The sequence below is a fragment of the Kosakonia sp. S57 genome, from assembly GCF_016516575.1.
Lineage (GTDB): Bacteria > Pseudomonadota > Gammaproteobacteria > Enterobacterales > Enterobacteriaceae > Kosakonia > Kosakonia cowanii.
The window spans coordinates 1-24,429 of sequence record NZ_JACVUL010000019.1 but is presented as its reverse complement, the minus strand read 5'-3'; the positions used below and the strand labels follow the sequence as shown (position 1 = coordinate 24,429).

General features: G+C 60.4%; 22 protein-coding genes. 7 read left to right on the top strand and 15 right to left on the bottom strand.

Annotated elements, in window-relative coordinates; all coding sequences use genetic code 11:
* Nucleotides 1-175 precede the first annotated feature (175 nt).
* Nucleotides 176-1,846 carry a 2-isopropylmalate synthase gene (gene leuA / locus IAE48_RS17530; protein WP_200135133.1) on the top strand — a complete coding sequence of 557 codons (1,671 nt, stop codon included), beginning with the start codon at nucleotides 176-178 and terminating at the stop codon, nucleotides 1,844-1,846.
* Here the strand turns inward: leuA and IAE48_RS17525 are convergent.
* From IAE48_RS17525 to IAE48_RS17495, 7 genes are all read right to left on the bottom strand, one after another.
* Nucleotides 1,836-2,597 carry a helix-turn-helix domain-containing protein gene (locus IAE48_RS17525; protein ID WP_200135132.1) on the bottom strand — a complete coding sequence of 254 codons (762 nt, stop codon included), beginning with the start codon at nucleotides 2,595-2,597 and terminating at the stop codon, nucleotides 1,836-1,838. The two genes, leuA and IAE48_RS17525, sit on opposite strands and share 11 nt — an antisense overlap.
* Nucleotides 2,598-2,659: 62 nt before the next feature.
* Nucleotides 2,660-3,406, bottom strand: coding sequence for an IucA/IucC family C-terminal-domain containing protein (locus tag IAE48_RS17520; protein ID WP_200135131.1), 747 nt, complete (start codon nucleotides 3,404-3,406; stop codon nucleotides 2,660-2,662).
* Entirely contained in the window at nucleotides 3,393-4,190 is a 798-nt protein-coding gene (locus tag IAE48_RS17515; RefSeq protein ID WP_200135168.1) for an ABC transporter ATP-binding protein, read from the bottom strand. Before IAE48_RS17515 ends, IAE48_RS17520 begins: the two co-directional genes overlap by 14 nt.
* Before the next feature lie 11 nt (nucleotides 4,191-4,201).
* On the bottom strand, nucleotides 4,202-5,233 hold the full coding sequence (locus tag IAE48_RS17510; protein WP_200135130.1) for an iron ABC transporter permease: 1,032 nt from the start codon (nucleotides 5,231-5,233) through the stop codon (nucleotides 4,202-4,204).
* Nucleotides 5,223-6,209: an iron ABC transporter permease gene (locus IAE48_RS17505; RefSeq protein ID WP_200135129.1), complete on the bottom strand. Its 987-nt coding sequence runs from the start codon at nucleotides 6,207-6,209 to the stop codon at nucleotides 5,223-5,225. Before IAE48_RS17505 ends, IAE48_RS17510 begins: the two co-directional genes overlap by 11 nt.
* The gene (locus IAE48_RS17500; protein ID WP_200135128.1) at nucleotides 6,206-7,105 is read right to left on the bottom strand and encodes an iron-siderophore ABC transporter substrate-binding protein; all 900 of its coding nucleotides are present in this window, start codon (nucleotides 7,103-7,105) and stop codon (nucleotides 6,206-6,208) included. Before IAE48_RS17500 ends, IAE48_RS17505 begins: the two co-directional genes overlap by 4 nt.
* A gap of 38 nt (nucleotides 7,106-7,143) precedes the next feature.
* Nucleotides 7,144-9,240: a TonB-dependent receptor gene (locus IAE48_RS17495; protein ID WP_200135127.1), complete on the bottom strand. Its 2,097-nt coding sequence runs from the start codon at nucleotides 9,238-9,240 to the stop codon at nucleotides 7,144-7,146.
* Between the two features lie 283 nt (nucleotides 9,241-9,523).
* On the opposite strand from IAE48_RS17495, the gene IAE48_RS17490 reads away from it, so the two are divergent.
* Genes IAE48_RS17490 through IAE48_RS17480 form a run of 3 tightly spaced genes read left to right on the top strand, consistent with a single transcriptional unit; the run spans nucleotide 9,524 to nucleotide 11,787 of the window.
* Nucleotides 9,524-9,952: a DUF2231 domain-containing protein gene (locus IAE48_RS17490; RefSeq protein ID WP_200135126.1), complete on the top strand. Its 429-nt coding sequence runs from the start codon at nucleotides 9,524-9,526 to the stop codon at nucleotides 9,950-9,952.
* Complete coding sequence (locus tag IAE48_RS17485) at nucleotides 9,949-11,247, top strand: sorbosone dehydrogenase family protein (protein ID WP_200135125.1); 1,299 nt, start codon at nucleotides 9,949-9,951, stop codon at nucleotides 11,245-11,247. The genes IAE48_RS17490 and IAE48_RS17485 overlap by 4 nt, the downstream gene beginning before the upstream one ends.
* A 60-nt stretch (nucleotides 11,248-11,307) precedes the next feature.
* Nucleotides 11,308-11,787: a tetratricopeptide repeat protein gene (locus IAE48_RS17480; RefSeq protein WP_200135124.1), complete on the top strand. Its 480-nt coding sequence runs from the start codon at nucleotides 11,308-11,310 to the stop codon at nucleotides 11,785-11,787.
* Between the two features lie 21 nt (nucleotides 11,788-11,808).
* Here the strand turns inward: IAE48_RS17480 and IAE48_RS17475 are convergent, their stop codons facing one another.
* Genes IAE48_RS17475 through IAE48_RS17465 form a run of 3 tightly spaced genes read right to left on the bottom strand, consistent with a single transcriptional unit; the run spans nucleotide 11,809 to nucleotide 14,764 of the window.
* Nucleotides 11,809-12,588: an ABC transporter ATP-binding protein gene (locus IAE48_RS17475; protein WP_200135123.1), complete on the bottom strand. Its 780-nt coding sequence runs from the start codon at nucleotides 12,586-12,588 to the stop codon at nucleotides 11,809-11,811.
* On the bottom strand, nucleotides 12,585-13,613 hold the full coding sequence (locus IAE48_RS17470) for an iron ABC transporter permease (protein ID WP_023480010.1): 1,029 nt from the start codon (nucleotides 13,611-13,613) through the stop codon (nucleotides 12,585-12,587). The genes IAE48_RS17475 and IAE48_RS17470 overlap by 4 nt, the downstream gene beginning before the upstream one ends.
* A gap of 32 nt (nucleotides 13,614-13,645) precedes the next feature.
* On the bottom strand, nucleotides 13,646-14,764 hold the full coding sequence (locus IAE48_RS17465; protein WP_200135122.1) for an ABC transporter substrate-binding protein: 1,119 nt from the start codon (nucleotides 14,762-14,764) through the stop codon (nucleotides 13,646-13,648).
* A 206-nt stretch (nucleotides 14,765-14,970) separates the two neighbouring features.
* On the opposite strand from IAE48_RS17465, the gene IAE48_RS17460 reads away from it, so the two are divergent.
* Nucleotides 14,971-15,399 (top strand): hypothetical protein, encoded by a 429-nt coding sequence (locus tag IAE48_RS17460; protein WP_094420523.1) that lies wholly within the window; start codon nucleotides 14,971-14,973, stop codon nucleotides 15,397-15,399.
* A gap of 175 nt (nucleotides 15,400-15,574) precedes the next feature.
* Here IAE48_RS17460 and mtnA read toward each other — a convergent pair whose 3' ends face one another.
* The gene (gene mtnA, locus IAE48_RS17455) at nucleotides 15,575-16,582 is read right to left on the bottom strand and encodes an S-methyl-5-thioribose-1-phosphate isomerase (protein WP_094420524.1); all 1,008 of its coding nucleotides are present in this window, start codon (nucleotides 16,580-16,582) and stop codon (nucleotides 15,575-15,577) included.
* A 102-nt stretch (nucleotides 16,583-16,684) separates the two neighbouring features.
* Here mtnA and mtnK point away from each other — a divergent pair, with 102 nt between their 5' ends.
* Nucleotides 16,685-17,884, top strand: coding sequence for an S-methyl-5-thioribose kinase (mtnK, locus tag IAE48_RS17450; RefSeq protein WP_094420525.1), 1,200 nt, complete (start codon nucleotides 16,685-16,687; stop codon nucleotides 17,882-17,884).
* A gap of 33 nt (nucleotides 17,885-17,917) precedes the next feature.
* Here the strand turns inward: mtnK and IAE48_RS17445 are convergent, their stop codons facing one another.
* From IAE48_RS17445 to IAE48_RS17430, 4 genes are all read right to left on the bottom strand, one after another.
* Nucleotides 17,918-19,162, bottom strand: coding sequence for an LVIVD repeat-containing protein (locus tag IAE48_RS17445; protein WP_200135121.1), 1,245 nt, complete (start codon nucleotides 19,160-19,162; stop codon nucleotides 17,918-17,920).
* Between the two features lie 171 nt (nucleotides 19,163-19,333).
* Nucleotides 19,334-20,398 (bottom strand): sugar ABC transporter substrate-binding protein, encoded by a 1,065-nt coding sequence (locus tag IAE48_RS17440; RefSeq protein WP_200135120.1) that lies wholly within the window; start codon nucleotides 20,396-20,398, stop codon nucleotides 19,334-19,336.
* Between the two features lie 18 nt (nucleotides 20,399-20,416).
* Entirely contained in the window at nucleotides 20,417-21,412 is a 996-nt protein-coding gene (locus tag IAE48_RS17435; RefSeq protein WP_023479978.1) for an ABC transporter permease, read from the bottom strand.
* A complete protein-coding gene (locus tag IAE48_RS17430; protein ID WP_200135119.1) occupies nucleotides 21,405-22,910 on the bottom strand; it encodes a sugar ABC transporter ATP-binding protein in 1,506 nt (501 codons plus the stop codon). The genes IAE48_RS17435 and IAE48_RS17430 overlap by 8 nt, the downstream gene beginning before the upstream one ends.
* 162 nt (nucleotides 22,911-23,072) lie before the next feature.
* Between IAE48_RS17430 and IAE48_RS17425 the strand changes: the two genes are divergently transcribed.
* A complete protein-coding gene (locus IAE48_RS17425) occupies nucleotides 23,073-24,161 on the top strand; it encodes an oxidoreductase (RefSeq protein ID WP_200135118.1) in 1,089 nt (362 codons plus the stop codon).
* Nucleotides 24,162-24,429: the final 268 nt, after the last annotated feature.

The following is a 24,429-nucleotide window of genomic DNA, read 5'->3' as shown; positions in this document are numbered from 1 at the left end:
TTAACCGGCATACAATACACCTCCCGTAGGCCCGGTAAGCGCAGCGCCACCGGGCAATGCACCGGGCCCGCGTTTCCTGCGGGTTGTCACTTTTACGCAACAGGTTGTCAGCTGCGCGGGCGCGCGCATCCGCTGCGGTGTGGAAACTAAAACCACACCCCGTGGAGAGCCGAAAATGTTAACGACACCTGCTGAAAAATATCATCCCCATGCCCCTTTGCCGCTTAGCGATCGCCGCTGGCCGGATAACGTCCTGACCCACGCGCCACGCTGGCTGTCGACGGATTTACGCGACGGCAACCAGGCCCTCGCCGAGCCGATGGACGCGGCACGCAAACTGAAATTCTGGGAGTTACTTCTGGAGTGCGGCTTTAAGGAGATTGAGGTAGCCTTCCCTTCCGCGTCGCAAACGGATTTTAACTTTGTGCGCCAGCTGATCGAAGAGCAGCGCATCCCTGAAGATGTCACCATTCAGGTGTTAACCCAGGCGCGTGAGGATCTGATCCGCCGCACCTTTGAATCCTTGCAGGGCGCGCGCCGCGCGACGGTGCACCTCTATAACGCCACCGCGCAGGTGTTCCGCGAGCAAGTTTTCCGCCAGAGCAAAGAGGAGATTGTCGCGCTGGCGGTCAACGCGGCGCGGCAAATCCGCGCGCAGTGCGAAGCCACACCCGAAACGCAGTGGGTGTTCCAGTATTCGCCCGAAACCTTCTGCTTTACCGAAGCGGAGTTCGCGCTGGCGATTTGCGAAGCGGTGGCCGATGTCTGGCAACCGGACGCCACCCGACCAATGATCATCAACCTGCCAGCCACCGTTGAAGTGAGCATGCCCAATGTCTATGCCGACCAGATTGAGCACTTCTGTCGCCACTTCTCGCGCCGCAAGCAGGTGTGCATCAGCGTGCATACCCATAACGATCGCGGTACTGGCATTGCCAGCGCCGAGCTGGCGCTGCTGGCAGGCGCAGAGCGGGTTGAAGGCTGCCTGTTTGGCAACGGCGAGCGCACCGGCAATGCCGATCTGGTGACGCTGGCGCTCAATCTCTACACCCAGGGCATCGCGCCGGGCCTTGAGTTTAGCCAGATGAAAAAGGTGGTGGAGGTGGTCGAGGAGTGTAACCAGTTGCCAGTTGCGCCGCGCCACCCGTACGCCGGTGAGCTGGTCTTTACCGCCTTTTCCGGCTCGCATCAGGACGCGATTAAGAAAGGATTTGCCGCGCGGCAAAACAGCCCGGCGGACGTCTGGCAGGTGCCCTATCTGCCGCTCGACCCGGCGGATATCGGCTGTAGCTACGAAGCGGTTATTCGCGTCAACAGCCAGTCGGGCAAGAGCGGCGCGGCCTGGCTGCTGGAGCAGAACCACGGCCTGACGCTGCCGCGTAAGCTTCAGCAGGCGTTCAGCGGGCATGTGCAACAGGCGGCGGACAGCGCAGGCAAAGAGATGTCGCAAATGGCGATCTGGAATCTGTTTCGCCAGACCTACGGCCTGGTGGATCAGCCGCCGCTGGCGTTGATTGAGTATGTCTGCACCAACCAGCCGGGGCAGCGCACCACTCTGCACGCGGAGATCCGCTGGCATAACGAGACGCTGAAGCTGGATGCAACGGGCAACGGTTTTCTCTCGGCGGCATTAACCGCGCTCTGCCGCAGCCTGCACGTTGAGATCAATATTGAGAGCTATCACGAACACACCCTCGGCAAGCACAGCGACAGCCGCTCGGTGGCCTATGTCTGCTGCGCCAACGCACGGGGCGAGCGCGCATGGGGCGTCAGTATCGACAGCGATATCACCCGCGCCTCACTGCAGGCGGTGCTTAACGCCGCGCAGCCCTTTATCACTGGGTAAAGTAGTCGCCGGGCGGCACGCCCATCACCCGGCGAAACATGGCGCTAAAGGCGCTGGGGGTGGCATAGCCGCACTCCAGCGCCACCTGCGTCACCGGCTCGCCGTTCGCCAGCCGCGTCAGGGCGATCAGCAACCGCGCGCGGCGCACCCATTCGCTAAACTGCAACCCGGTCTGCTGGTAGAAGTGGCGCGCGAGCGTGCGCCCGCTCATATTCACCTGCCGCGCGGCGTGCTCAAGCGTCCACGCCTGCGTCGGCGTTTGCCGTATCGCGTCACACAGCGGTTTTAAGCGCGCCGACGTCGGCTCCGGCAGGCAAAACGGCAGCGTATTCATCAGCCGGATCTCATCCAGAATCAGCTCATAGATGCGCTCGGCGCGGCTGCCGGGCTGGTAACGCTCCTCCAGCCGCAGGGCCTCGACCATCAGGGCGCGCAGCAGATCGTTGACGCGCACTACCTGGCATACCACCGGTAAATCGGCCCTCGCCAGCGGCTCGACAAACACCCCGCGCGCCTGCACATCGCCCTCAATAAAGAGCGTGTGTACCACCTGCGCCGGGATCCACACCCCGCGCCCTGGCGGCACGATCCAGATCCCCTGCTCCGTCTCCACGCGGATCACACCGCTCAGGGTGTGGATCAGCTGGTCGCAGGGGTGCGAATGCCACGGCTCATGCTCCCCGTGCCGGTAGTCATGGGCGTAGGGAATCAACGCGCGGTGGGAGAAATCGAGTGCAAATGTCTGTTTCACGGCGTGACCGTTGGCGATTGATCAGGAAGCTTTACCATAATCACCGCTGCCCACGCTGTCACCTACTTAACCCGGCAGAGCGGGCAGTTGAGGCAATACTCCACCGGCGTTGAGGCTTTGTAGTAAAAACAGCAGGTGCGGCGAAAACGCACCACCTCGCCTGCGCCATTGCGCTGCGCCGGGCGGCGAAAACGCTTAAGCGGGTTCCAGTTCAGGCCAAACAGCGCTGGGTCGGCCTCAGCAATCAGCCAGGCGAAATCCGCCTGCTGACGCGCGGCCTGCGCTTCGTTCAGCCCCTCCATGCGCCCTTCATAGAGCGAGTAGACGCGCACCGCGCAGTTCTCCCAGAGGATTTGCGCAGGCAGGCCGCTCACCGCTGAAAGCGCGTGCCAGAGCGGAGCGATAAAATCGCGAAACAGCCCGCCGACCACCTTTTCGCGCCACGCGTCCCGCGCGCCGGGTGCATAGCCGGTTACGGTAAGCGCTGCGGGGAGTGACGAGGTCCACAAACCGTTGTCATGGGCAAACTCCAGACGGCTGGCGTCAAGGGAGAGATGCAGCCCTTTATCAAACACGCTCATCCCATATAGCACATTCCCGGTTAGCAGAAAGGAGAGCCGCTTGGTCAGTAGCGACGCGGCGATAGCGCGATCCGGTGCGCCAATCAGCGGCATGATCGTATCCAGCACGTCAGCACAAATGTCGGCGTTAAGCATCTCGCCGCTTATCACGCTGCGCGTATCGGCCTCGTCCAGCGTGCGCAGGCGAAACACCTTACGCAGGTAGGCGAGCTCGTCAGGGTTCAGCATGGTGATTCCCCGGAAACGGAATGCACATCGGCGTATGGAAAAAGGGATCGTCAATGATGCGACAGCGCAGGTTAAAGACGTGGCTCACCAGGGCTTCAGTCATGATCTGCTGCGGCGCCCCCTCGGCAACAACCTGCCCTTCGCGGATAGCGACCAGGTGATCGGCGTAGCGGCAGGCGAGATTGAGATCGTGCAGCACCATAATGATGGTTTTCCCCTGCCGCCGGTTGAGATCGCGCAGCAGTTCGAGGATCTCCACCTGGTGCGCCAGATCGAGCCAGGTGGTCGGCTCATCGAGCAGCAGCGTGTCGGTAGCCTGCGCTAATGTCATTGCAATCCACACCCGCTGGCGCTGGCCGCCGGAAAGGGCTTCAACCGGGCGGTGCTGCAACGCCGTGGTCGCGGTTAAGCGCAGCGCCTCATCGACATGACGATCGTCCTCCGTTGACCACTGCCGCAGCCAGTTTTGATAGGGAAAGCGCCCAAGGCTCACCAGCTGGCGCACGGTGATGCCTTCCGGTGCCACCGGCGTTTGCGGCAAAATCGCCAGCTTGCGCGCCACTTTTGCGCTGGCGCTGGCGTGAATATCCATTCCGTCGAGAGTGACCGCACCGGATTGCGGCGTGAGCAGGCGCGCCATCGCTTTTAACAGCGTGCTTTTCCCGCAGCCGTTGCTGCCAATCAGCACCGACACTTTGCCCGTCGGCAGGGTTAAATCGAGCCCGTCGATCACCTGCCGCTGCGCGTAGCTGACGCGCAGTTTTTCCGTTATCAGAGACACAATTTCCCCATTGCTTACGAACGCTGCCTTATCAGCAGCCAAAGAAAGAGCGGCGCACCAGCCAGCGCGACAAAGATCCCGGCGGGAAGATCGGCGGGGCGAAACAGCGTGCGCGCCAGCAGATCGGCGGCCACCACCATACTGCCGCCGCTGCACGTCGCGACATACGCCTGGCTGAAGATCCCCTGCGCCACCACGAGGCGGGCAAGATGCGGTGCCACCAGCCCGACAAAGGCCATCGCCCCGACCTGCGCCACCGCGCTGCCGGAGAGCATCACGCAGGCCAGCAACAGCAGGAGGCGAATGGCATTCACCCGCACGCCCAGCCCGGTTGCCAGCGTATCCTCAAGTTGTAGCGCCTTCAGATAGCGCAGCAGAACGATTAACAGCGGGATCGCCCACAGGTAGAAGAGAAGCAAGTGCAGCACCTTCGGCCAGCTGGCGGCATAGACGCTGCCGCTTAGCCACACCCACGCGGAAAAGGTGGTGGTCAGCGGGCTGAACACGAGGATTAGCGTCACCACCGCCCCCGCTAGCGCCGAGACGCCAACCCCGGTCAAAATCATGCGCAGCGGCGTTAACCCGCGCCGCGCGTTTAACAGAAAGATCAGCCCGACGGCGCAGGCCGCGCCGCCCATCGCCGCATACGGCATTCCCGCACTGCCGTAGCGCAGGCTAAAAAAGGTGAGCCACACCAGCGCACCGGCACTGGCACCGGCGGTGACGCCAAGGGTGTCCGGCGAGGCGAGTGGGTTACGCACGAGGGTTTGCAAAATCAACCCGGCAAGCCCCAGCCCGCCGCCCGCCAGCAGCGCCAGCGCCACACGCGGCAGACGCAACTCATGCAGAATAAAATGCTCTGCGCTGTTATCTGTCAGCACCAGTAAGCGAAGGGTATTCAGCAGCGGGATCGGCACATCGCCGACGCTCAGTGCAATAAGTACAATCAGCGCGGCGATCAGCGTGCAGCTCATAAGCATCAGCAACTGGCGGCGCGAGTAGAGCCGGGCAAACGCGCCGCAGCGAAAGAGTTGGCTATCCGGCATGCTGCCCCCGGCGCTGCGCCAGCAGAATAAAGAAGGGTGCGCCGAGCAGTGCGGTCATCACGCCGACCGGCACTTCCTGCGGCAGGATCACCACCCGCGCGGCGATATCCGCCGCCAGCAGCAGTAACGCCCCCAGCAGCGCACAGGCGGGAAGCAGGGTGCGCACATCGCTGCCGAAAAGTTGCCGGGCGATGTGCGGCACAATCAGCCCGACAAAGCCGATATTGCCCGCCAGCGCCACCGCGCAGCCCGCCAGCCCGACCACCAGCACGCTCGCCAGCAACCTCACGCGGGCGATGTTCTGCCCCAGCCCGCGGGCAATCTCTTCACCCGCATTGAGTACCCCCATCTGCCCGCCGCAGAGCATAGCGACAATCAGCAGCAGCCCACCCGGCAGCAGCATCGGGTAGAGATGCGCGAGATCGTTGCCCGCAAGGCTCCCTGCCAGCCAGAAGAGCATGGTGTCGAGGCTCTCCTGATCCATCACCAGAATCGCCTGGGTAAACGCGTTGCACAGGGCGGTGATCGCCACGCCCGCCAGCACCAGCCGCAGCGGGTTAAGCTGACCGCTGCTTCTCTGGCTGGCAAACCACACCAGCGACCCGGTGAGGCACGCGCCTGTAAAAGCGAGCAGCAGCGTGATCCACGCCTCGCCAATGCTGAACAGCGCGCCCGCCAGCACAATCAACAGCGCCGCGCCCGCATTGACGCCAAACAGCCCCGGCGAGGCGAGTGGATTACGTGTTAGTGCCTGCATTAACGCCCCCGCCACCGCGAGGAAGGCACCGACGCCCGCCGCCAGCAGCGTGCGCGGTAAACGCGAGGTGTGAATAATCACATCCCGCGCGAGGGTGGCATCCGGCTGCCACAGCGCGCGCGCAATCTCGCCCGGCGTATAAATTTGCGTACCAACCATTACGCTGAGTGCCGCCATCACCAGCAGCAACAGAAAGCAGAGCAGAAAGCGCCCCTTCATGCCCCCTCCCCTCGCAGCGCGGCGTCGACATCATCAAGCATGTGATTGGCGCCAAGAATGCCGCCGGACAAACTCCACGGCACGCTGTCTACCGTCCACAACCGCTGCGCCTTCACCGCCCGCAGCTGTTGCCAGAGCGGATGCGCGGTCAGCGCCTGATAGTGGCGCATAATCGCCGCGCTCTCTGTGCGCAGCAAAATGAAGAAGAGATCGGCATCGAGCAGCGGGATATTCTCGAAGCCGGAGAAGCGCAGCGAGGTGCTGCGCGCCTGTTGCGCGGCGCTGTTCCAGCCAAAACCCAGTTCGCTCATCACCGAGCCGGGGAAACTGGCGGCGACATAGCTGCGAATATGATCGGGGCGCACTTCGATAACCGACACCGTCGGCGGTGCGGCAAAATGCTGCGCAATGCGCCCGCGCAGGGTTGCCACCCGGCGCCGCCACTGGTGCAGCAGCGCGCTGGCGCGCTGTTCAAGGCCAAGCCTGTTACCAACCACGCTGAGCGTTTTTTTAAACTCAAACACATCATCGAGCAGCGCCACCGGGGCGATTTTTGCCATCAGCGGCGCGACATCCTGGTGGCGAAAACGCGAGGCGAAGATGATATCGGGCTTCAGCAGCACCATCTTTTCCAGTTGCGGCTGCGTCTCCAGCCCGAGCTGCGGCACGTTTAAGAAGCGCGGGCGCAGGTAGCGGTAGACCGGCTTTTCCGCCCAGGACTCCACCATGCCGCAGGGCGTCACGCCGAGCGCGGCCAGGCTGTCCGTCGCCCCCTGAAAGAGTGAGATGGCGCGCGGCAAGGCGGGCGGCGCAGCAAACAGGCCGGGGGCGATGCCATAAAGCAGCATCGCTTGCAGGCCGCGCCGTCGGGAAAGTGAGATATTCAGGCTATTCATCCGTTACGTTGCCGCTCCCGCGAGGGGAGCGGTGACCATCAGAAGTTGAGGCTGTAACCGAGTGTGGCCGTGCGGCCTCGCCCGGCGAAGTAGCGATCCGGATCGACCGAGGCGCTTTGCGAGTAGTAGGTGACGTACTGCTTGTTGAGCAGGTTAGAGATGCCAAGGCTCAGCTGGCCGTAAGGCAGCTTATAGCCCACTGCCGCATCGACAATCGCATAGCCGGAGAAGTCCTTCTCCTCGTCGTCGAACTTCTTACTCAGCGCCCAGTTAGCCTGCAAGAAGGTGCTCAGTTCGGTGTTCCAGTTCGCCGACCAGCTGGCGATGATGCGATCCGGAGCAATATTAAGCCCGTCGAGTTTGGCATCAAGGCTGCCGTTATCATCGCTGTCGTAACGGCCGCGCATATGCGACCACGCCAGCGTCAGCTTGTGGTCAGCGTTCGGCGCATAGCCCGCGCTTACTTCAACGCCATCGATCTCGGTCTTCTCACGTCGCGCGACAAAGGCGTCGTTTTGCAACTCGACGCGGCTGCCCAGTTTAGAGGTGGATTTGTAGTAGCTGGCCTCAAAATCGAACGGCGCCTGCTGGACGCGGAAGCCGACTTCACTGTTTTTGGTAATGATCGGTTGCAGGCTGTTGTAATCACTCAGCTTCACCCCCGGCGTGTCGATGCCGCGCAGTACGCGGCCGACATCCGGCACGGTAAAGCCTTCGCTGTAGCTGGCAAACAGGCTCAGCGGCGTGACCGGTGTCCAGACAACCCCGGCGTTGTAGAGGGTTTCATCGAACGATGGCGTGCCCCCTTCGACCGTGACGCGATCGTTGGCCCACACCGTCTGATAGCTGTCTATCTTCAGGCGTGCATATTCGTAGCGGATGCCGCCGCTCAGTTTGACCGACTCCACCGGCGCGTACTCCAGTTGCAGGAAAGGCGAGAGATCGGTGTAGTTGATCTCCGGCACATAGGTGCGCCCGGTGCTCCACAGATCCTGTTTCGAGTTATCAAACAGCGTGTCGAAGCCCACCGTCGCCTTAATGCGATCGTCCCAGATATCATCTTTCGTCAGGGCGATTTTGCTGCCGTACTTATCGGTGTAAGCGCGGCTCTGATCGTAGAGCGTGCCAATTGGCGCAATCAGCGGGTCCTGGAAGGAGGAGGAGTTGGTGGCACCGAACAGCGCTTCGTAGCGCTGATAGTAGGCCAGCGCGGTCAGCTTCATCCCGGCGAGATTGTAGTTGTCGTAGGTGGTGCCGACGGTCCAGACATCGTTATGCGGCGCGGTGCCTTCCGGCGTGCCTTTGCGTGAGGTGGTCAACCTGCCCGCGTCGCGATCGCCGGTAACGCTGACATAGTTATCTTTATTTTTCAGCCGGTAGCGGTTAAGGCTCAACTGCACGCGCTGGTCGTTATCGAGCCAGTAACCCACTTTCGCCAGCAGATCCCACGCGCGGGAGTCCATCAAATCACCCTGGGTGTTATCGACGCCAATGGCGTGATTATTCGCATCTTTGAACAACCCCTGATCCTCATAGCTGAGGGCAAAGAGGTAGTCGAGATACTCCTCGCTGCCATTGATGCTGTAGTTGGTTTTGTAGGCCAGCGTATCGTGATTAAGTTCAGAGGTCGGCGTGGTGGTTTCGATGCTGAAGTGCTGGTTGGCGGTGCCCGGTTTCGCCCGTTTGGTGATGATGTTAATCACCCCGCCGGTCGCGCCCACGCCGTTACTGGTGTTGGCCCCTTTGATCACCTCAATGCGCTCAATCATCGAGGCATCGACGGTGTGCATTTCACGCCCGGTCGGGCGCAGCGGGTTGGATTGCGGAATACCGTCAATCATCACCAGCGGCGTACGCCCGCGCAGCGTCTCACCGCTGCCGGACATCTTCTGCCGCGACGGCGAAAACGACGGTAGCAGATTACTTAAGATCTGCGAGGTATCGGAGGTGAGCTGGCGCTGTTGGGCAATCTCCTTTTCAGTGATCACTTTGATCACCTGCGGGGTGTCATTGCGCGAGCCGTCGGTGCGCGTAGCCGTTACAACCACGTCTTCTTCACTGCTTGTCGCATCCTGCGCATAAAGCGGCGACGCGATGATCAGAGTAAGCGCGCCATATAAAGGGGAAAATCGCATGCAAACAACCCTCAATGTAATATCTCGCCGCACGGGCGAAGATCATCCGTAACAACATCAAATAAGAACAATAAGAAACAATTTGAGACCGATTATCATTATCAATAACTCAATGTAAAGTGAATATTCCCGTCTCGAAACTTATAACTATGCAGAATGCGTTATGGCGCACAACGCTGCTAACAAACCGCCTTTTCACATTATTTTGTCTACCCTTTATCAGGCACGTTCTGTGGCTTGAGTCGTGGTCACTTCCCGATCCCCCGTTCACTAAGGAAGACCAATGCAAACTACCTCCGGACCATCGCGGGTCGCCATTGCGCTCTATGAACTGTTAAACCCCCTGCCGCTCGGCTTTTTCACCGCCGCGTGGATCTTCGATATTCTCTACCTCAAATCTTCTCAAATTATGTGGACCGACGCAGCAAGCTGGCTTATCGCCATCGGGCTGGTGCTGGCGATTGTGCCGCGGCTAATCAACCTGGTGCAGGTGTGGTTCACCCAACGCCCGCTGGCGACGGCGGCGGTAAAAATCCACTTCTGGCTCTGGCTGCTTGCCATTGTGCTGGCGATTTTTAACGCCTTTGTCCACAGCCGCGACGCCTACGCCGTGGTGCCGCTGGGGGTGATCCTCTCCACCGCCGTGGTGGCGCTGCTGCTGATTGCTAACGTTCAGCTTGCCCTTCGTACCCGCAAAGGAGTGATCGCATGAGAATCCACCGCAAAACACTCCTCGCCTTTACGCTCACCGCCCTGCTGGCCGGCTGCGATCAGGGCGCCAGCCTCGATCCTGCCAAACAAGTGGGGCCAAACCCTGAACTGCCGAAAGCGCAAAACTTCCTGATGCCGCCGATGCAGGTGCCGGAAGGGGTGGCGTGGAAAGAGGGAGAGATGCCAAAAGTGGCGCAGGGGCTGAAGATTGAGAAAGTTGCCGATGGCCTGCAACACCCGCGCCAGGTCTATGTGCTGCCAAATAACGATGTGCTGGTGGCGGAAGCTAACGGCCCGGCGAAGCCGACCACGCGCCCGAAACAGCTGATTATGGGCATCGTGCAGAAAGCCTCCGGCAAAGGCGGCCCCGGCGGCAATCGCATTACCCTGCTGCGCAATGTTGACGGCAAATGGCAGAAGCACACCTTTATTGAAAACCTGCACTCGCCGTTCGGTATCCAGCTGATTGGCAACACCCTGTGGGTGGCGAATGCCGACAGCCTGGTAAAATTCCCCTATCAGGAGGGGCAAACCACCATCACCGCGCCGGGCGAAGTGGTAACGGAACTGCCGGGTGGGCCGATTAACCACCACTGGACCAAATCCCTGCTCGCCAGCCCCGATGGCAGCAAGCTCTATGTCGGCGTTGGCTCCAACAGCAACATCACCGAGAACGGGATCGGCGCGGAATATCGCCGTGCGGCGGTGCTGGAAGTGGATGCCGCAACAGGAGCGAGCCGCATTTTCGCCAGCGGCCTGCGTAATCCGACAGGGTTGCAGTGGGAACCGGAAAGCGGTGCGCTGTGGGCGATCGTCAACGAACGTGACGAGATTGGCTCCGATCTGGTGCCGGATTACATGACTTCGGTGCAGGATAAAGGTTTCTACGGCTGGCCTTACAGCTATTTCGGTCAGCATCTGGATGAGCGCGTCCAGCCGCCGCGCCCGGATCTGGTGAAGCAGGCGATTAAGCCTGACTACGCGCTCAGCTCTCACGTCGCCCCGCTCGGCCTGCTCTTCTACACCGGCGAGAATATGCCGCAATATCGCGGCGGCGCGTTTGTCAGCGAGCACGGCAGCTGGAACCGCAAGCCGCTTAACGGCTATCAGGTGGTGTGGGTGAAGTTTGAAAACGGCAAACCGGTCGGGCAACCGCAGCCGGTGGTGAGCGGTTTTCTTACCGATGACGAGAAGCAGGTACGCGGCCTTCCCGTTGGCCTGGCGATGGATAAGCAGGGCGGCGTCCTGATTGCCGACGATGCGGGCAACACCATCTGGCGGGTCAGCGCGCGCTAACCTTGTGGCTGCCTGCCGCCTCGCTTATAACATAGCCTCAACATTTTTAAGGAGAGGCGAATGGAGAGCAGGTTGCAGGCAGCGATTGCGCTGCGAAAAGCGGGCGAGCATGAGCAGAGCCGCGAAGCGTTAAAGATACTTGCCGATGAACCGGCGCTGCGCGCGCAGGCGCTGCTCAATATCGCCTGGTCGTTTGATAACCAGGGCCATGAGCGGGATGCCGAAGGGTATTACCTCGCGGCGATTGAGGCTGGCCTTAGCGATGAGGATGAGTTTGAAGCGCGCTTTGGCCTTGCTTCGACGTGGCGCTGCCTGGGGAAATACCCGCAGGCGAAAGCGCAGTTTGCGGAGATTATCGACCGCTGGCCGCAGGCAAGCGAAGTGCCGCCCTTCTATGCGATCTGCCTGCATAATCTCGGCGAGCACGACGCCGCGCTTGCCGTGCTGCTGGAGTCTATTGTGCAAAACCCCGATGCCCGCACGGCACCCTACGCTGAGGTGCTGCGCAACTATGCGCAGAACCCGCATCAGCGCTGGTGATCGCGCTGCGGCGGCTTACGCTCAGCTTAAACCGTCGATAATCACCTGTTTCATCCCCTGCGAGCAGGGCTCGACCCGCCCGCGCACGCCGTACACCTCCGCCAGCGTGTCTGGGGTGATTACCTCACCCGGATCGCCGTCGGCTACCAACTGGCCCTTTTTCAGGATCAGCACATGGTCGCCGTGGCGCAGCGCGATATTGATATCGTGAACCACCACTACGGTAACGATATTGCGGCGCTGGGTTTCGCGCTTCACCAGATCCATTACGTGGAACTGATAATTAAGATCCAGCGCGCTGAGCGGCTCATCGAGCAGCAACAAAGTGGGCTGGCGGATCAGCGACTGCGCCAGACCGACCAGCTGTTTCTGCCCGCCGGAGAGCTGATCGAGATAGTGCAGCGCCAGGTGCTCGATGCCCAACTGGCGCAAAAGTGTCATCACCTGCGCCTGCTGCTCTGCGCTGTGCAGGCCACCGGACGCGCGCTGCGCCACGATAATCGACTCCAGCACATGCAGATGCACGCCCGCCGGCAGCGACTGCGGCAGGTAAACCACCTGCTCGGCGCGTCTGGCGAAGGGCTGCGTCAGCAGATCCTCGCCATCAAGGAGCAGTTCGCCCTGGGCTCTGTTCAGCCCGGCCATGGCGCGCAGCAGCGTCGATTTGCCGCTGCCGTTCGGCCCGAGCAGGATCGTCACTTTGCCGCGCGGCAGATGGTCAATCGCCAGATCCTGAATAATCGGCTGTTTGTGGTAGCCCGCGCTGAAGCCGCGCAGGGATAAACCGGACTGCGGGCTCATACACTCCCCCGGTGGCGCACAATAATGGTGATAAAGAACGGCACGCCGACCAGCGAGGTGACGATGCCGACCGGGATGATGACGCCATCAATCAGGTTTTTAGAGACAATCGACGCCAGTGACAGCACCAGCGCGCCGATCAGCGCACTGCCCGGAAGATAGAAGCGGTGATCCTCGCCAAACAGCATGCGGGCAATGTGCGGGGCTACGAGGCCGATAAAGCCAATCGGCCCGACGAATGCCACCGACAGCGCCGACAAAATACTGATGCGCAGCAGCGTTGTCAGCCGCAGGCGTCGCACGTTGATGCCAAAGCTGATGGCGCGATCTTCACCTAAACGCAGGGAGGTGAGCTTCCAGGAGCTGAGCATCGACAGCGGCATAATCACCGCCAGCGCCAGCAGCAGAATGCCGAGCTTCTCCCACGAGGCGCGGGCAATGCTGCCCATCGTCCAGAAGACCAGCCCCTGCAGGGTGTCCTCATTGGCGATAAATTGCAGCATCGACACCAGCGCGTTGAAGGTGAAGACCAGCGCAATACCAAACAGCACCACGCCGGAGGTCGCCACCTGCGTCCAGCGGGTAATGCCATCGAGCAGCAGCGCCGCCAGCAGCGCGAAGATAAAAGCGTTAGCCGAGATAAACCACTGGGCGGGGATGCCAGGAATGCCGATGCCAAGCACGATCGCCAGCGCCGCGCCAAAGGCCGCCGCCGACGAAACGCCGAGGGTAAACGGGCTGGCGAGCGGGTTATTGAGGATGGTCTGCATCTCAGCCCCCGCCAGCCCCAGCGTTAAGCCGACGACAATCGCCATCAGCGCATAGGGCATGCGGATATCCCAGACAATCACCCGTGTTCCGGCATCCACGCTCTGCGGATGCAGCAGCGTTTGCCCCAGCACATCCAGCGACAGGCCGGAGGGGCCGAGCGTAAAGTCGAGCAGCATCGAGGCGATAATCAACCCCACCAGCAGCGCCAGCAGACCAACGCGACGACGAATTATCGCGCGGTAGTTATCCATCAACGCGCCCGCGTCAAGAGTGGTGCTCATGGTGGTTATTTGCCCTGCTGCCAGCTGTAAACAAAGCCGTCATCCGGCAGTTTGGTGAAGTTTTTGATGATGTGATGGTAAGTCGCATTCGGGTCGAGATCGGCAAACGCCTGCGGGTAGATATCCTTCGCCAGATACTCCATGCCCACGATGTTATACGGGTGGTTGTAGAAGTGGTGATAAACACCATAAACGTGCTTCTGCGCCACCGCCGGGATCTGGCTGATGCCGGTACGGCTCAGCAGCACCTGCGCCTGCTTGTTCACCTCGTCCTGCGAAACATTCAGGCCAAGCGGCAGCACCTGGCTGTTACCGCGTTTGGAGCCGGTCATGATGTAGACATCCGGGCTGACGCTGATGATCTTCTCAAGGGAGATAAAACCGGTAGCGCCCGGCAGCAGTTCTGAACCCAGGTTGGTTGCGCCCACCGCTTCCACCAGCCCGCCCCAGCCGCTGTGGCCGTGGGTAAAGCAGCAGCTTTCGGCATTACCCGCCAGCGCTTCGACAAACACCTTCGGTTTTGGCGTAATGGCGGCAGTTTTCTGCGTGATCGCCTGCTGATGCTGGCGATAGTAGGTGGTATAAGCTTCGGCGTTGCTTTCACGGTTGAGGACTTTGCCCAGCAGGTCGACGCTTGGCGCGGTATCTTTCGCCGGGTTCACTTCATAATCGACAAATACCACCGGGATCTTCAGCGCCGTCAGCTTGTCGAGTACGCCGCTGTCCGTCAGCGATGGTTTCGCGCGCAGCTGGGCAATCATCAGGTCCGGCTGCTTGGCCAGCACGCTTTCGAGATCGACATTGCCTTTGTCGCTAAAGCCCATATCGAGGATGCTGGCAGATTCCGGCCAGCGGGTTTTCAGCATCTTCCAGCTTTCTACATCCTGCTTTTTCGCCAGGTTGTTCCACGCTACCAGGCGTTTGAACGGGTTATCGCGATCGAGCAGCGCGAGGGTCATGATGTCGCGGCCATCCTGCAAAATCACGCGCTGCGGCTCGTGATCCAGCGTCACTTTGCGACCACTAAAATCGGTCACCGTAAGGGGATATTGCGTGGCCTGCGCGAGAACGGGCAGCGTGAGCAGCGCGCCGAGAAGCAGCGTAGTGCGGATTTTTCCATGCATAGAAAGGAGAGCCCTGATGGTAATGAGAATATTATGGTTTTGATAATTATTATCATATTTAGCTCAACAAAACCTATACGGTTTCAACAAATACACCCCTTTCTTAACATCCTGATTCCCTTTCTCTTTTTCTGACATATTTTCTTACGGGTTTATACGCGGCAATGCTTTACCCTCATGCTTTGCTTTTGCCGGACCCGCTTGCCATGAAATACACCCTCTTCCTGCTGTTGATGTTTATTGCCACCGCCCGCGCCGACGATGCGGTAAGGCTGAACTGCCCGACGCGCGGCGCGTTGACCATCTCCTTTTTTGATTACAGCCTGACGACCATGAAGTGGGGCGACCATTTTCAGATCGCGGCGGGCAAAGAGCGGGCGCATACCAAAGCGGGCGTGCCCTTCTGGAGCACCACCTTTCGCAACGGCGACAGTCTGGCCTTCTTCCCGGATTCGAATCAGTATTATCTCTTTTATGCGGGGGATGAAGATCCGGAGCAGTGCAGCGAAGTAGGCAGCTTTGTTTACCCGGCGATCACCCCACCGCGGTATGAAAAAGGGCAGGATGACACCGCCACGCAGGCGCAGGCCAACAGAAGAGAGAGTGAAGTGGTTTTGCAGCATCCGTTTGCGTGATGCAGCGGTTTGATATTGCCGGATGGCGCTGGCGCTTATCCGGCCTACGGGTGCGGAGCCGCTGAAACCCCATTGCCGGATGGCGGCTGCGCCTTATCCGGCCTACGGGTGAGGATGCACTGAAACGGCGTAGGCCGGATAAGCGTTTACGCGCCATCCGGCAACGTTTTATGCACTACACAAAAAGATCCGTGGCCTTCGTTACCACGCCGCTGTCGAGCACCCAACCGCTGATAAGCGCGGCGGGGGTGACATCAAACGCCGGGTTGTACACCTGCGCATCTTCCGGCGCCCACTGCACCGCGCCAAAACTCCCCGCAACACCGGTCACTTCCGTGGCGGCGCGCTGCTCAATCGGGATCGCCTCGCCGTTCGGGCAATGGGGATCGAGAGTGGTTTGCGGCGCGGCGACATAAAACGGCACGTTGTGGAACGTCGCCAGCACCGCCAGCGAATAGGTGCCAATCTTGTTCGCCACATCGCCATTGGCGGCAATCCTGTCCGCGCCGACCCACACCGCATCCACCTCACCTTTCGCCATCAGGCTGGCGGCCATCGAATCGGTAATCAATTGATACGGCACGCCCAGCTCGCCCAGCTCCCAGGCGGTAAGCCGCCCGCCCTGCAACAGCGGGCGCGTCTCGTCCACCCACACATTGCTGATATTGCCCTGCTGATGCGCCAGCGCAATCACGCCGAGCGCCGTGCCAACGCCCGCCGTCGCCAGCCCGCCGGTGTTGCAGTGGGTCAAAATGCGGCTGCCGGGTGTAATCAGCGCAGCACCCGCCTGGGCGATGTTGTCGCAGAGCTGTTTATCCTCTTCCACCAGCCGCAGCGCTTCCGTCATCAGCGCATCGGCACAGTTCTCCTGCGCCAGCGCCTGCTTCACGCGGTCGAGATTGTTCATCAGATTCACCGCCGTCGGGCGCGCTGCGCGCAGGGTTTCCAGCGCCTGCGCCAGCTGTTCACGGCTCTCACCGCGCGCGGCCAGCAGCGCCAGCAGCAGGCTGGCAGAGAGGCCAATCAGCGGCGCACCGCGCACGCGCAGCGCGTGAATATGGCCGACAAGGTCATCTACCGAATCGGCGGCGAGCCAGCGTTTCTCCTGCGGTAACGCCTGTTGGTCGAGAATAAATAAACGATTTTCGGCGATGCGCAGGCTGGTGGTCTGTAATGACGGCATATCGTTAAATCCCTGTTGCGTTAATGTGGCGTATTGTGTCAGGATGCAAAGCGGATGTATAGACGTCTAAATGGCTTAAATCGCAAAAAGAGGATCGAGGCAATGTCGCAATACCATACCTTTTCCGCCCGTGATGCCGTGGCATATGCACAACAATTTGGCGGCCTTCGCGATCCCTCCGAACTGGTTGACGCGCAGGAAGTGGGCGACGGTAACCTCAATCTGGTATTCAAAATTTTCGACCGCAATGGCACAAGCCGTGTCATCGTCAAACAGGCGCTGCCCTATGTGCGCTGCGTCGGTGAATCCTGGCCGCTAACGCTCGATCGCGCGCGTCTCGAAGCGCAAACGCTGGTCGAACACTACAAGCACTGCCCGCAGCACACGGTCAATATTCTTCATTTCGACCCGGAGCTGGCGGTGATGGTGATGGAAGATCTCTCCGATCACCACATCTGGCGCGGCGAACTGATTCGTAATGTCTATTATCCGCAGGCAGCGACGCAGTTAGGTGAATACCTGGCGCAGACGCTGTTTCACACCAGCGATTTTTACCTCCACCCGCACGTGAAAAAAGCGCAGGTGGCGAAATTTATTAACCCGGCGATGTGCGAGATCACCGAAGATCTCTTCTTCAACGATCCCTACCAGATCCACGAGCGCAATAACTACCCGGCCGAGCTGGAAGCGGACGTCGCCGCCCTGCGCGATGACGCGCAGCTAAAATTAGCCGTCGCCTCGCTCAAGCACCGCTTCTTCTCTCACGCTGAAGCCTTGCTGCACGGCGATATTCACAGCGGCTCTATTTTTGTTGCCGACGGTAGCCTGAAGGCGATTGACGCCGAGTTCGGCTATTTCGGCCCGGTTGGCTTTGATATCGGTACCGCCATCGGCAACCTGCTGCTCAACTACTGTGGTCTGCCGGGCCATCTCGGTATTCGCGATGCGGCGGCGGCGCGCGAGCAGCGGCTGATCGATATTCAGACCCTGTGGGCAACCTTTGCCGAGCGCTTCCAGGCGTTAGCAACCGAGAAAACGCAGGACGCGGCGCTGGCGCAGCCGGGCTACGCCTCGGCATTTCTGAAAAAAGTGTGGACCGATGCGATTGGTTTTTGCGGCACTGAGCTTATCCGCCGCAGCGTTGGGCTGTCGCACGTGGCGGATATCGACACCATCAAAGATGAGGAGATGCGCCACGCCTGCCTGCGCCATGCCCTCTCCCTTGGCAAAGCGCTGATTGTGATTGCCGATCGCATTGATAGCGTCGATGAGTTAATTGCCCGCGTGCGGCAATATTCGTAATCCCGATAACGAAGCGCCCCTCCGGCGCTTCGCTCACCCCAGATACTCAATAATCGACAAGCCGCCGTTGTAGTCGGTGCTGTAGATGATCCCCTGCGCATCAACAAACACATCGCAGGACTGGATCACGCGCGGGCGACCGGGGCGGGTATCCATCATTTTTTCCGGTGCCGCTGGTACCAGCGCGCCGGTCTCCACCGGGCGATAGGGGTTGGAGATATCGTAGGCGCGCACGCCGGCATTCTGGTAGGTGGCGAAAATCAGCGTTGAGCTGATAAAGCTGCCGGGGCGATTCTCATGCAGGTTGTGCGGGCCGAAGTGCGCCCCTTTCGCCACATAATCGATCTCATCCGGCTGCGGGAAGGTCGAGATGCTGACCGGGTTAGCGGGCTCGCGAATATCGAACAGCCAGATCAGCTTCTCGCCATCCTCCTGATTGTCGAGCACCGCTTCATCCAGCACCACCAGCAGATCGCGATCCGGCAACGGCAGCGCGGTATGGGTGCCGCCGCCAAACGGCGGGCTCCAGTTGCGGTGGCTGATAAGCGTCGGTTGGGTGCGATCTTTCACATCCAGCAGCGTCAGGCCGCCGTCGCGCCAGCTGCCATAGGCGGTATCACCGGCAATAATCGCGTGGTGCAGCGCGTAGCGTTTGCCCTCTTCCCAGCCCGGCGTTTCACCTGCTGCCTGGTTCATGCCCGGCAGCCACCAGCGCCCGGCCACCTCCGGTTTGCGCGGGTCTTTGAGATCGATGGTCAGGAAGATGTAGTCGGTAAAGCCGTCGATCAGCGCCGAGACATAAGCCCAGCGCCCGCCGACGTACCAGATGCGGTGAATGCCGATACCCTCAAGCGAGAGAAAGCTGATTTCGCGCGGCTTGTCCGGCGTGGAGATATCGAAAATGCGCAGCCCGGCGCTCCAGCCTTTATCCTGCACATCGCTTACGGTCTCGCCGACCGAGCGGGTGTAGTAAACCTTTTCATCGGCAAAGCGGGCGTCGGCAAAGAGATCGCGGGCGTTGATCACCAGCAGCAGGTCGTCGTGGGCTTGCAGATGCACATTCCAGGTGCCGGGCGGCGCGGCGATATAGCCTGCGGGTTTCGGGTTCTTTGGGTCGCGGACATCCACGATTGAGAAGCCCTGCGACACCATATGGCCGATATAGGCAAAGCCGCGGTGCACCATCAGTTGGACACCGTCCGGGCGACCGCCCTGGTCGCTGTGGGCAATCAACCGCATATTGCGGCTGTAGTCCGGGCGTGGAAGATCAGTTGCCATGATTTATCCTTCGACGTGATATGCCGTTCCAGGCCGGATAAGCGAAGCGCCATCCGGCAAACGGATTCACCGCAATTGCTTGTTGCGATACGCCGTTCCAGGCCGGATAAGCGTCAGCGCCATCCGGCAATCAATGCCGCACCGGCCTACAAAACCGGCTCGTGGTGCAAACTATTTATTCTTCGCTTCCAGCGTCGCAAACCATGGCGCAATAAAGTCCTGCGTCTGGCCCCAGCCCGGAATGATTTTGCCGAGCGACGCCACATTCACCGCGCCAGGCTGGCTGGCGAGCAGCGCCTGCGGAATGGCGGCGGCTTTATAATCGTAGGTCGCAGGCGTCGGTTCACCGGCAATCTTATTAGCGATCAGGCGCACGTTGGTGGCACCAATCAGCTTCGGATCTACCGCCACGCTCACCTTCCACGGGCTGCCCGCTTCGCGCATCAGTTGCAGATCCTGGTTCGAGACATCAATGCTGTAGAGCTTGATCTCGGTGCGGCCATTCTCTTTCAGCGCTTTATAGGCCCCCTGGCTAAAGGCATCCCAGGTGCCCCAGATGGCATCAATCTGCCCTTTCGGGTATTTCGCCAACACCGCGCCCACTTTATTAGCCGTGTCGCCCTGCACATCGGAAGAGACGGCACCAATCGACTCCAGCTCTTTAATCCCCGGGTTCGCTTTCAGCAGCTCGGCATAGGCCGCCTGGCGGCGCTCCATCGGCGGGAAACCGGCGACCCACAGTTTGATAATGTTGGCTTTGCCGTTGAAATCTTTCACCAGCTCGCCGAAGGAGAGTTTGGTCAGCGAGGCGTCATCCTGCTGCGTCACGGTAACGCCGGGAATTTCGCCCTTAACGGCGGTATCAAACACCGCCACTTTGATCCCGGCAGCGACCGCTTTTTTGATCAGATCCGTCGAGTAGGGATCGCGCCCCTGCGAGAGAATAATGCCGTCATACTTCTGGCTGATCGCCTGGTTAACGAAGTCCTGGAATTTGGCGTCATCGCCGTTGCTTAAAAAGGTGCTGATTTTAAAGCCAAGTTTTTTACCCTGCTGCAACGCACCGGCGACAAACTGGGTGGTGTTGTCATCAGAGCCGAGGTTGCGGATCAGCGCAATGCGCACCGGGCCGTTATGGTTGGCGATGGCCTCCGGAACCGGCGCAGGCGTGGCGGCGTGGCCCGGCAGCGCATTCAGTAATCCCAGCGCCAGCAGTGAAAGTGCAATTTTTTTCATCTCTGTTTCCCCTGAAAGTTAACGACGCTGGAAGTAAGTCAACGCAAGAGCACCGGCCAGCACCAGCCCCTTAATAATGTCCATCGCGTAATAGGGCACCGACAGCATCACCAGCCCGTTAGAGAGCACGCCGAGGATCACCGCTCCGACCAGCGTGCCGAGCGCGTTCGGTTTCCCCGAGCCCGCCAGCGAGAAGCCAATCCACGCCGCAGCGACCGCATCCATCAAATACCCGCCGCCCGCATTCACCTGCGAGGAGCCGATGCGCGAGGCGAGCAAAATCCCGCCAAGCCCCGCCAGCAGCGAGGCAATCACATACGCTGCCACTTTGTAGCGCGTGGTGCGGATGCCCGAGAGGCGCGCCGCTTCCGGGTTGCCGCCAATGGCGTACATCCGGCGGCCGTGGGTGGTCAGTGAGAGGCCAAGCTGCGCCACCACGGTGACCACCAGCATAATGATGACAATGGTCGGCACCTGACCGAGCAGCGAAAACGCTGCCGGAATGGTCCCTTCCGCCATATCACCGCTCGGCAGCACCATGTTTTCGGTAATCGATCCGCCGTAGCTGTAGGTCATCGCCACACCCTGAATAACAAACAGGCTGCCGAGCGTCGCCAGCATGTCGGGAATGCGCAGCACGACGATGAGAAAAGCGTTAAACAGGCCGACCAGCGTACAGAGCGCCAGCGTCACAAGGATCGCCTCCGTCGTGTCAAAGCCGTGCCAGACAAAGAGTGAAATCACCAGCGCATTCGCCAGCGATGCGGTGGAACCGACGGAGAGATCAAACCCGCCAATGGTCAGCGAGATCGACACACCAACGGCAATCACCGTGACGATGGCGATCGAGCGCAGGATATTGATGATGTTATTGGGATCGAGGAAGTTGTCCGAGGCGATGCCAAAAATGGCTACCAGCGCCACCACGGTGAGCAACATGCCCCACTTATAAAGAAAATCGAAAAATTGCTGCCGCGGGGATGCCGCCGCACTGACTGAAAGGGCCTTACTCACGGGCCGTTCCTCCGGTGGAATAGTAAAGGAGTGTCTCTTCGCGGGCATCCTCGCCCTGCACTTCTGCCACAATGCGCCCATCCCACAGCACACAAATCCGGTCGCACAAACCCACCAGCTCGGCGAATTCACCCGACGCGTAAATCACGCCTTTGCCCTCGCGCGCCAGCCCGTCGATCAGCTGGAAGAGGTCGGTTTTCGCCTTCACATCGACGCCTTTGGTCGGCTCGTCAAAAATCACCACGTTCGCCTGGCCGCGCAGCCACTTGCCAATCGCCACCTTCTGCTGATTGCCGCCGGAGAGACGGCGCAGCATCTGGCCTGGGCCAGTGGCGCGCACGCCGACGCGGGCAATCACCTCTTGCGCCCAGCGCCACGCCTGGCGATGGGCAAAGATCCCCCAGCGCGAAAAGGTGCGATCGGCGCTGACGGCGAGGTTCATGCTGATCGGTTCATCGATAAAGATCCCCTCTTTGCGCCGCTCTTCCGGTACCAGCGCCATGCCGCGCGTCACCGAATCAGCCGGATCCCGCGGGCGCCACGGCTGATGGTTCAGCTCGCCGCGCGTAACACGGCTTTTGCTCGCGCCAAACAGGGCTTTACACAGCTCGGTTTTGCCCGCGCCCGCCAGACCGGCAATGCCAAGGATTTCGCCTTTACGCAACCGCAGCGAGATATCTTTCAGCAGCCCTTCGTCGTGCAGGCCATCAATGCTGAGTAGCAGTTCGTCGCTGTGCGGCGGGCGCGCGGGCGGGTAGATATCGCTCAGTTCATGACCAAGCATCTTCTCAACAATCTCGTCGCCGCTGAGCGCCGTCATCGGCCCGGACTCCACCAGCCTGCCGTCGCGCAGCACCGTCAGGGTGTCGCAAATCGCCTTCACCTCATGAATGCGATGGGAGATAAACACCACGCCGATCCCCTGCTGTTGCAGGCGTCTGACCACCGTAAACAGGCGCTCGCTCTCATGCTGATCGAGCGGCGCGGTTGGCTCGTCGAGGATCAAAAAGCGGCAGTGATGGGAGAGCGCCCGTGCCAGTAAGATGTGCTGTTTTTCCGCCAGCGTGCAGCTGTCGATGGCGCGGGTGACGTCAAACGCTACATCGAGCTGTGCCAGCGCGTCGCGTGCCTGGCGGCGGATCTCACCCCAGCGAAAGCGGTGCCCGCCCTCTGCCAGCTTATCCAGCATGATGTTCTCAGCGATGCTCAGCCCTGGCACCAGCGCAACGTCCACCTCCTGCTGCACCAGGTGAATGCCGAGCTGTTTCGCGTCGCGCGGGGAGCGGATCGGCACCACCTGATGGTTAATGGCGATCTCCCCTTCGTAATGGTCATAAGTGCCGCACAGCACCGCCATCAGGGTCGATTTGCCTGCGCCATTTGCGCCGGTTAAAGCATGTACTGAACCGCCCCGCAAGGTGAAGTCGACATTCGACAGTGCGTTGAAGCCGCCAAAGGCGAGGCGCATGCCACGCATTTCGAGGAGGTTGCTTCCCATAGCGCGTGAATACCTGCGATTAATAGATTGATTTAGCGAATTTTTCACAGCCTCGCTTGACTGGCAACGACAGAAAAGGCATAAGTTAAAGCGAAATAATATTAGCCATCCGGATGTCCAGACATAACATCGGGTTAGCGATCACCTTTAAGGACACCTCATATGAGCAGCACCGATATCCGCGTTGTACCCGGCCCCGCCAACTACTACTCCCACCCAGGCAGCCTTGCGCGGCTGGCGGATTTTTACTCTGCCGAACAGCTTTCCCGCGCGGTGTGGATCTATGGTGAGCGCGCCTTTGCCGCCGCAAAACCGTTTCTGCCACAAGCAGTTAACGCGCCTGGCGCCACACATCTGCTGTTTAAAGGCCACTGTAGCGAGCATGATGTGACAGAGCTGGTTCAGCAGGCGGGCACGGATCGCAGCGTGGTAATCGGCGTTGGCGGCGGCGCACTGCTGGATACGGCAAAAGCGGTCGCGCGCCGTCTCGGCTTGCCGGTGGTGGCGATCCCGACCATTGCCGCTACCTGCGCGGCGTGGACGCCGCTGTCGGTCTGGTATAACGACGCCGGTCAGGCGCTCCATTTTGAGATCTTCGATGACGCTAATTTTCTGGTGCTGGTCGAGCCGCAGATCATCCTTAATGCCCCAGTGGAATACCTGCTGGCAGGCATCGGCGATACGCTGGCGAAGTGGTATGAAGCGGTCGTGCTGGCACCGCAGCCGGAAAACTTACCGCTGACGGTGCGTCTTGGCATTAACAACGCACTGGCGATCCGCGATGTGTTGCTGGAGAGCAGTGAAGCGGCGCTGGCCGATCAACAGCGCGGGGAAGTAACGCAGGCGTTTCGCGATGTGGTGGATGCGATTATCGCCGGTGGCGGCATGGTCGGCGGGCTTGGCGAGCGCTATACCCGCGTGGCGGCAGCGCATGCGGTGCATAACGGGCTGACGGTGCTGCCGCAAACGGAGAAGTTCCTGCACGGCACGAAAGTCGCCTACGGCATTCTGGTGCAGAGCGCCCTGCTCGGCCAGGACGACGTGCTGGCGCAGCTTGTGGCTGCCTATCAGCGTTTCAACCTGCCGACTACGCTTGCGGAGCTGGAGGTGGATATTCATAACCGCGCCGAGCTGGATAAGGTGATCGCCCATACCCTGCGCCCGGTGGAGTCGATCCATGCGCTGCCGGTGGCAGTCACCGCCGACAAACTCTATGCGGCGTTTGAGAAGGTGGAGACCTTCGCGCGGTAAATTACAAAAACGCGCCAATCACCCAGTCCGGATAAGCGGTAGGCGTCATCCGGCATTATCACCGATTGCCGGATGGCGGCGATGCCTTATCCGGCCTACCAAAACGAAGCCCGCTGGAACGGCGTAGGCCGGATAAGCGCCAGCGCCATCCGGCAATGTGCATGGCATGTTGGATTGGTGGAATTATTCCGTTCACTACGGGTTCTGGAGTTCCATTAATCTCATGTGCGGTGAACGGGACAAGGGAAGCGGCCGCGCTCCCCTTGTC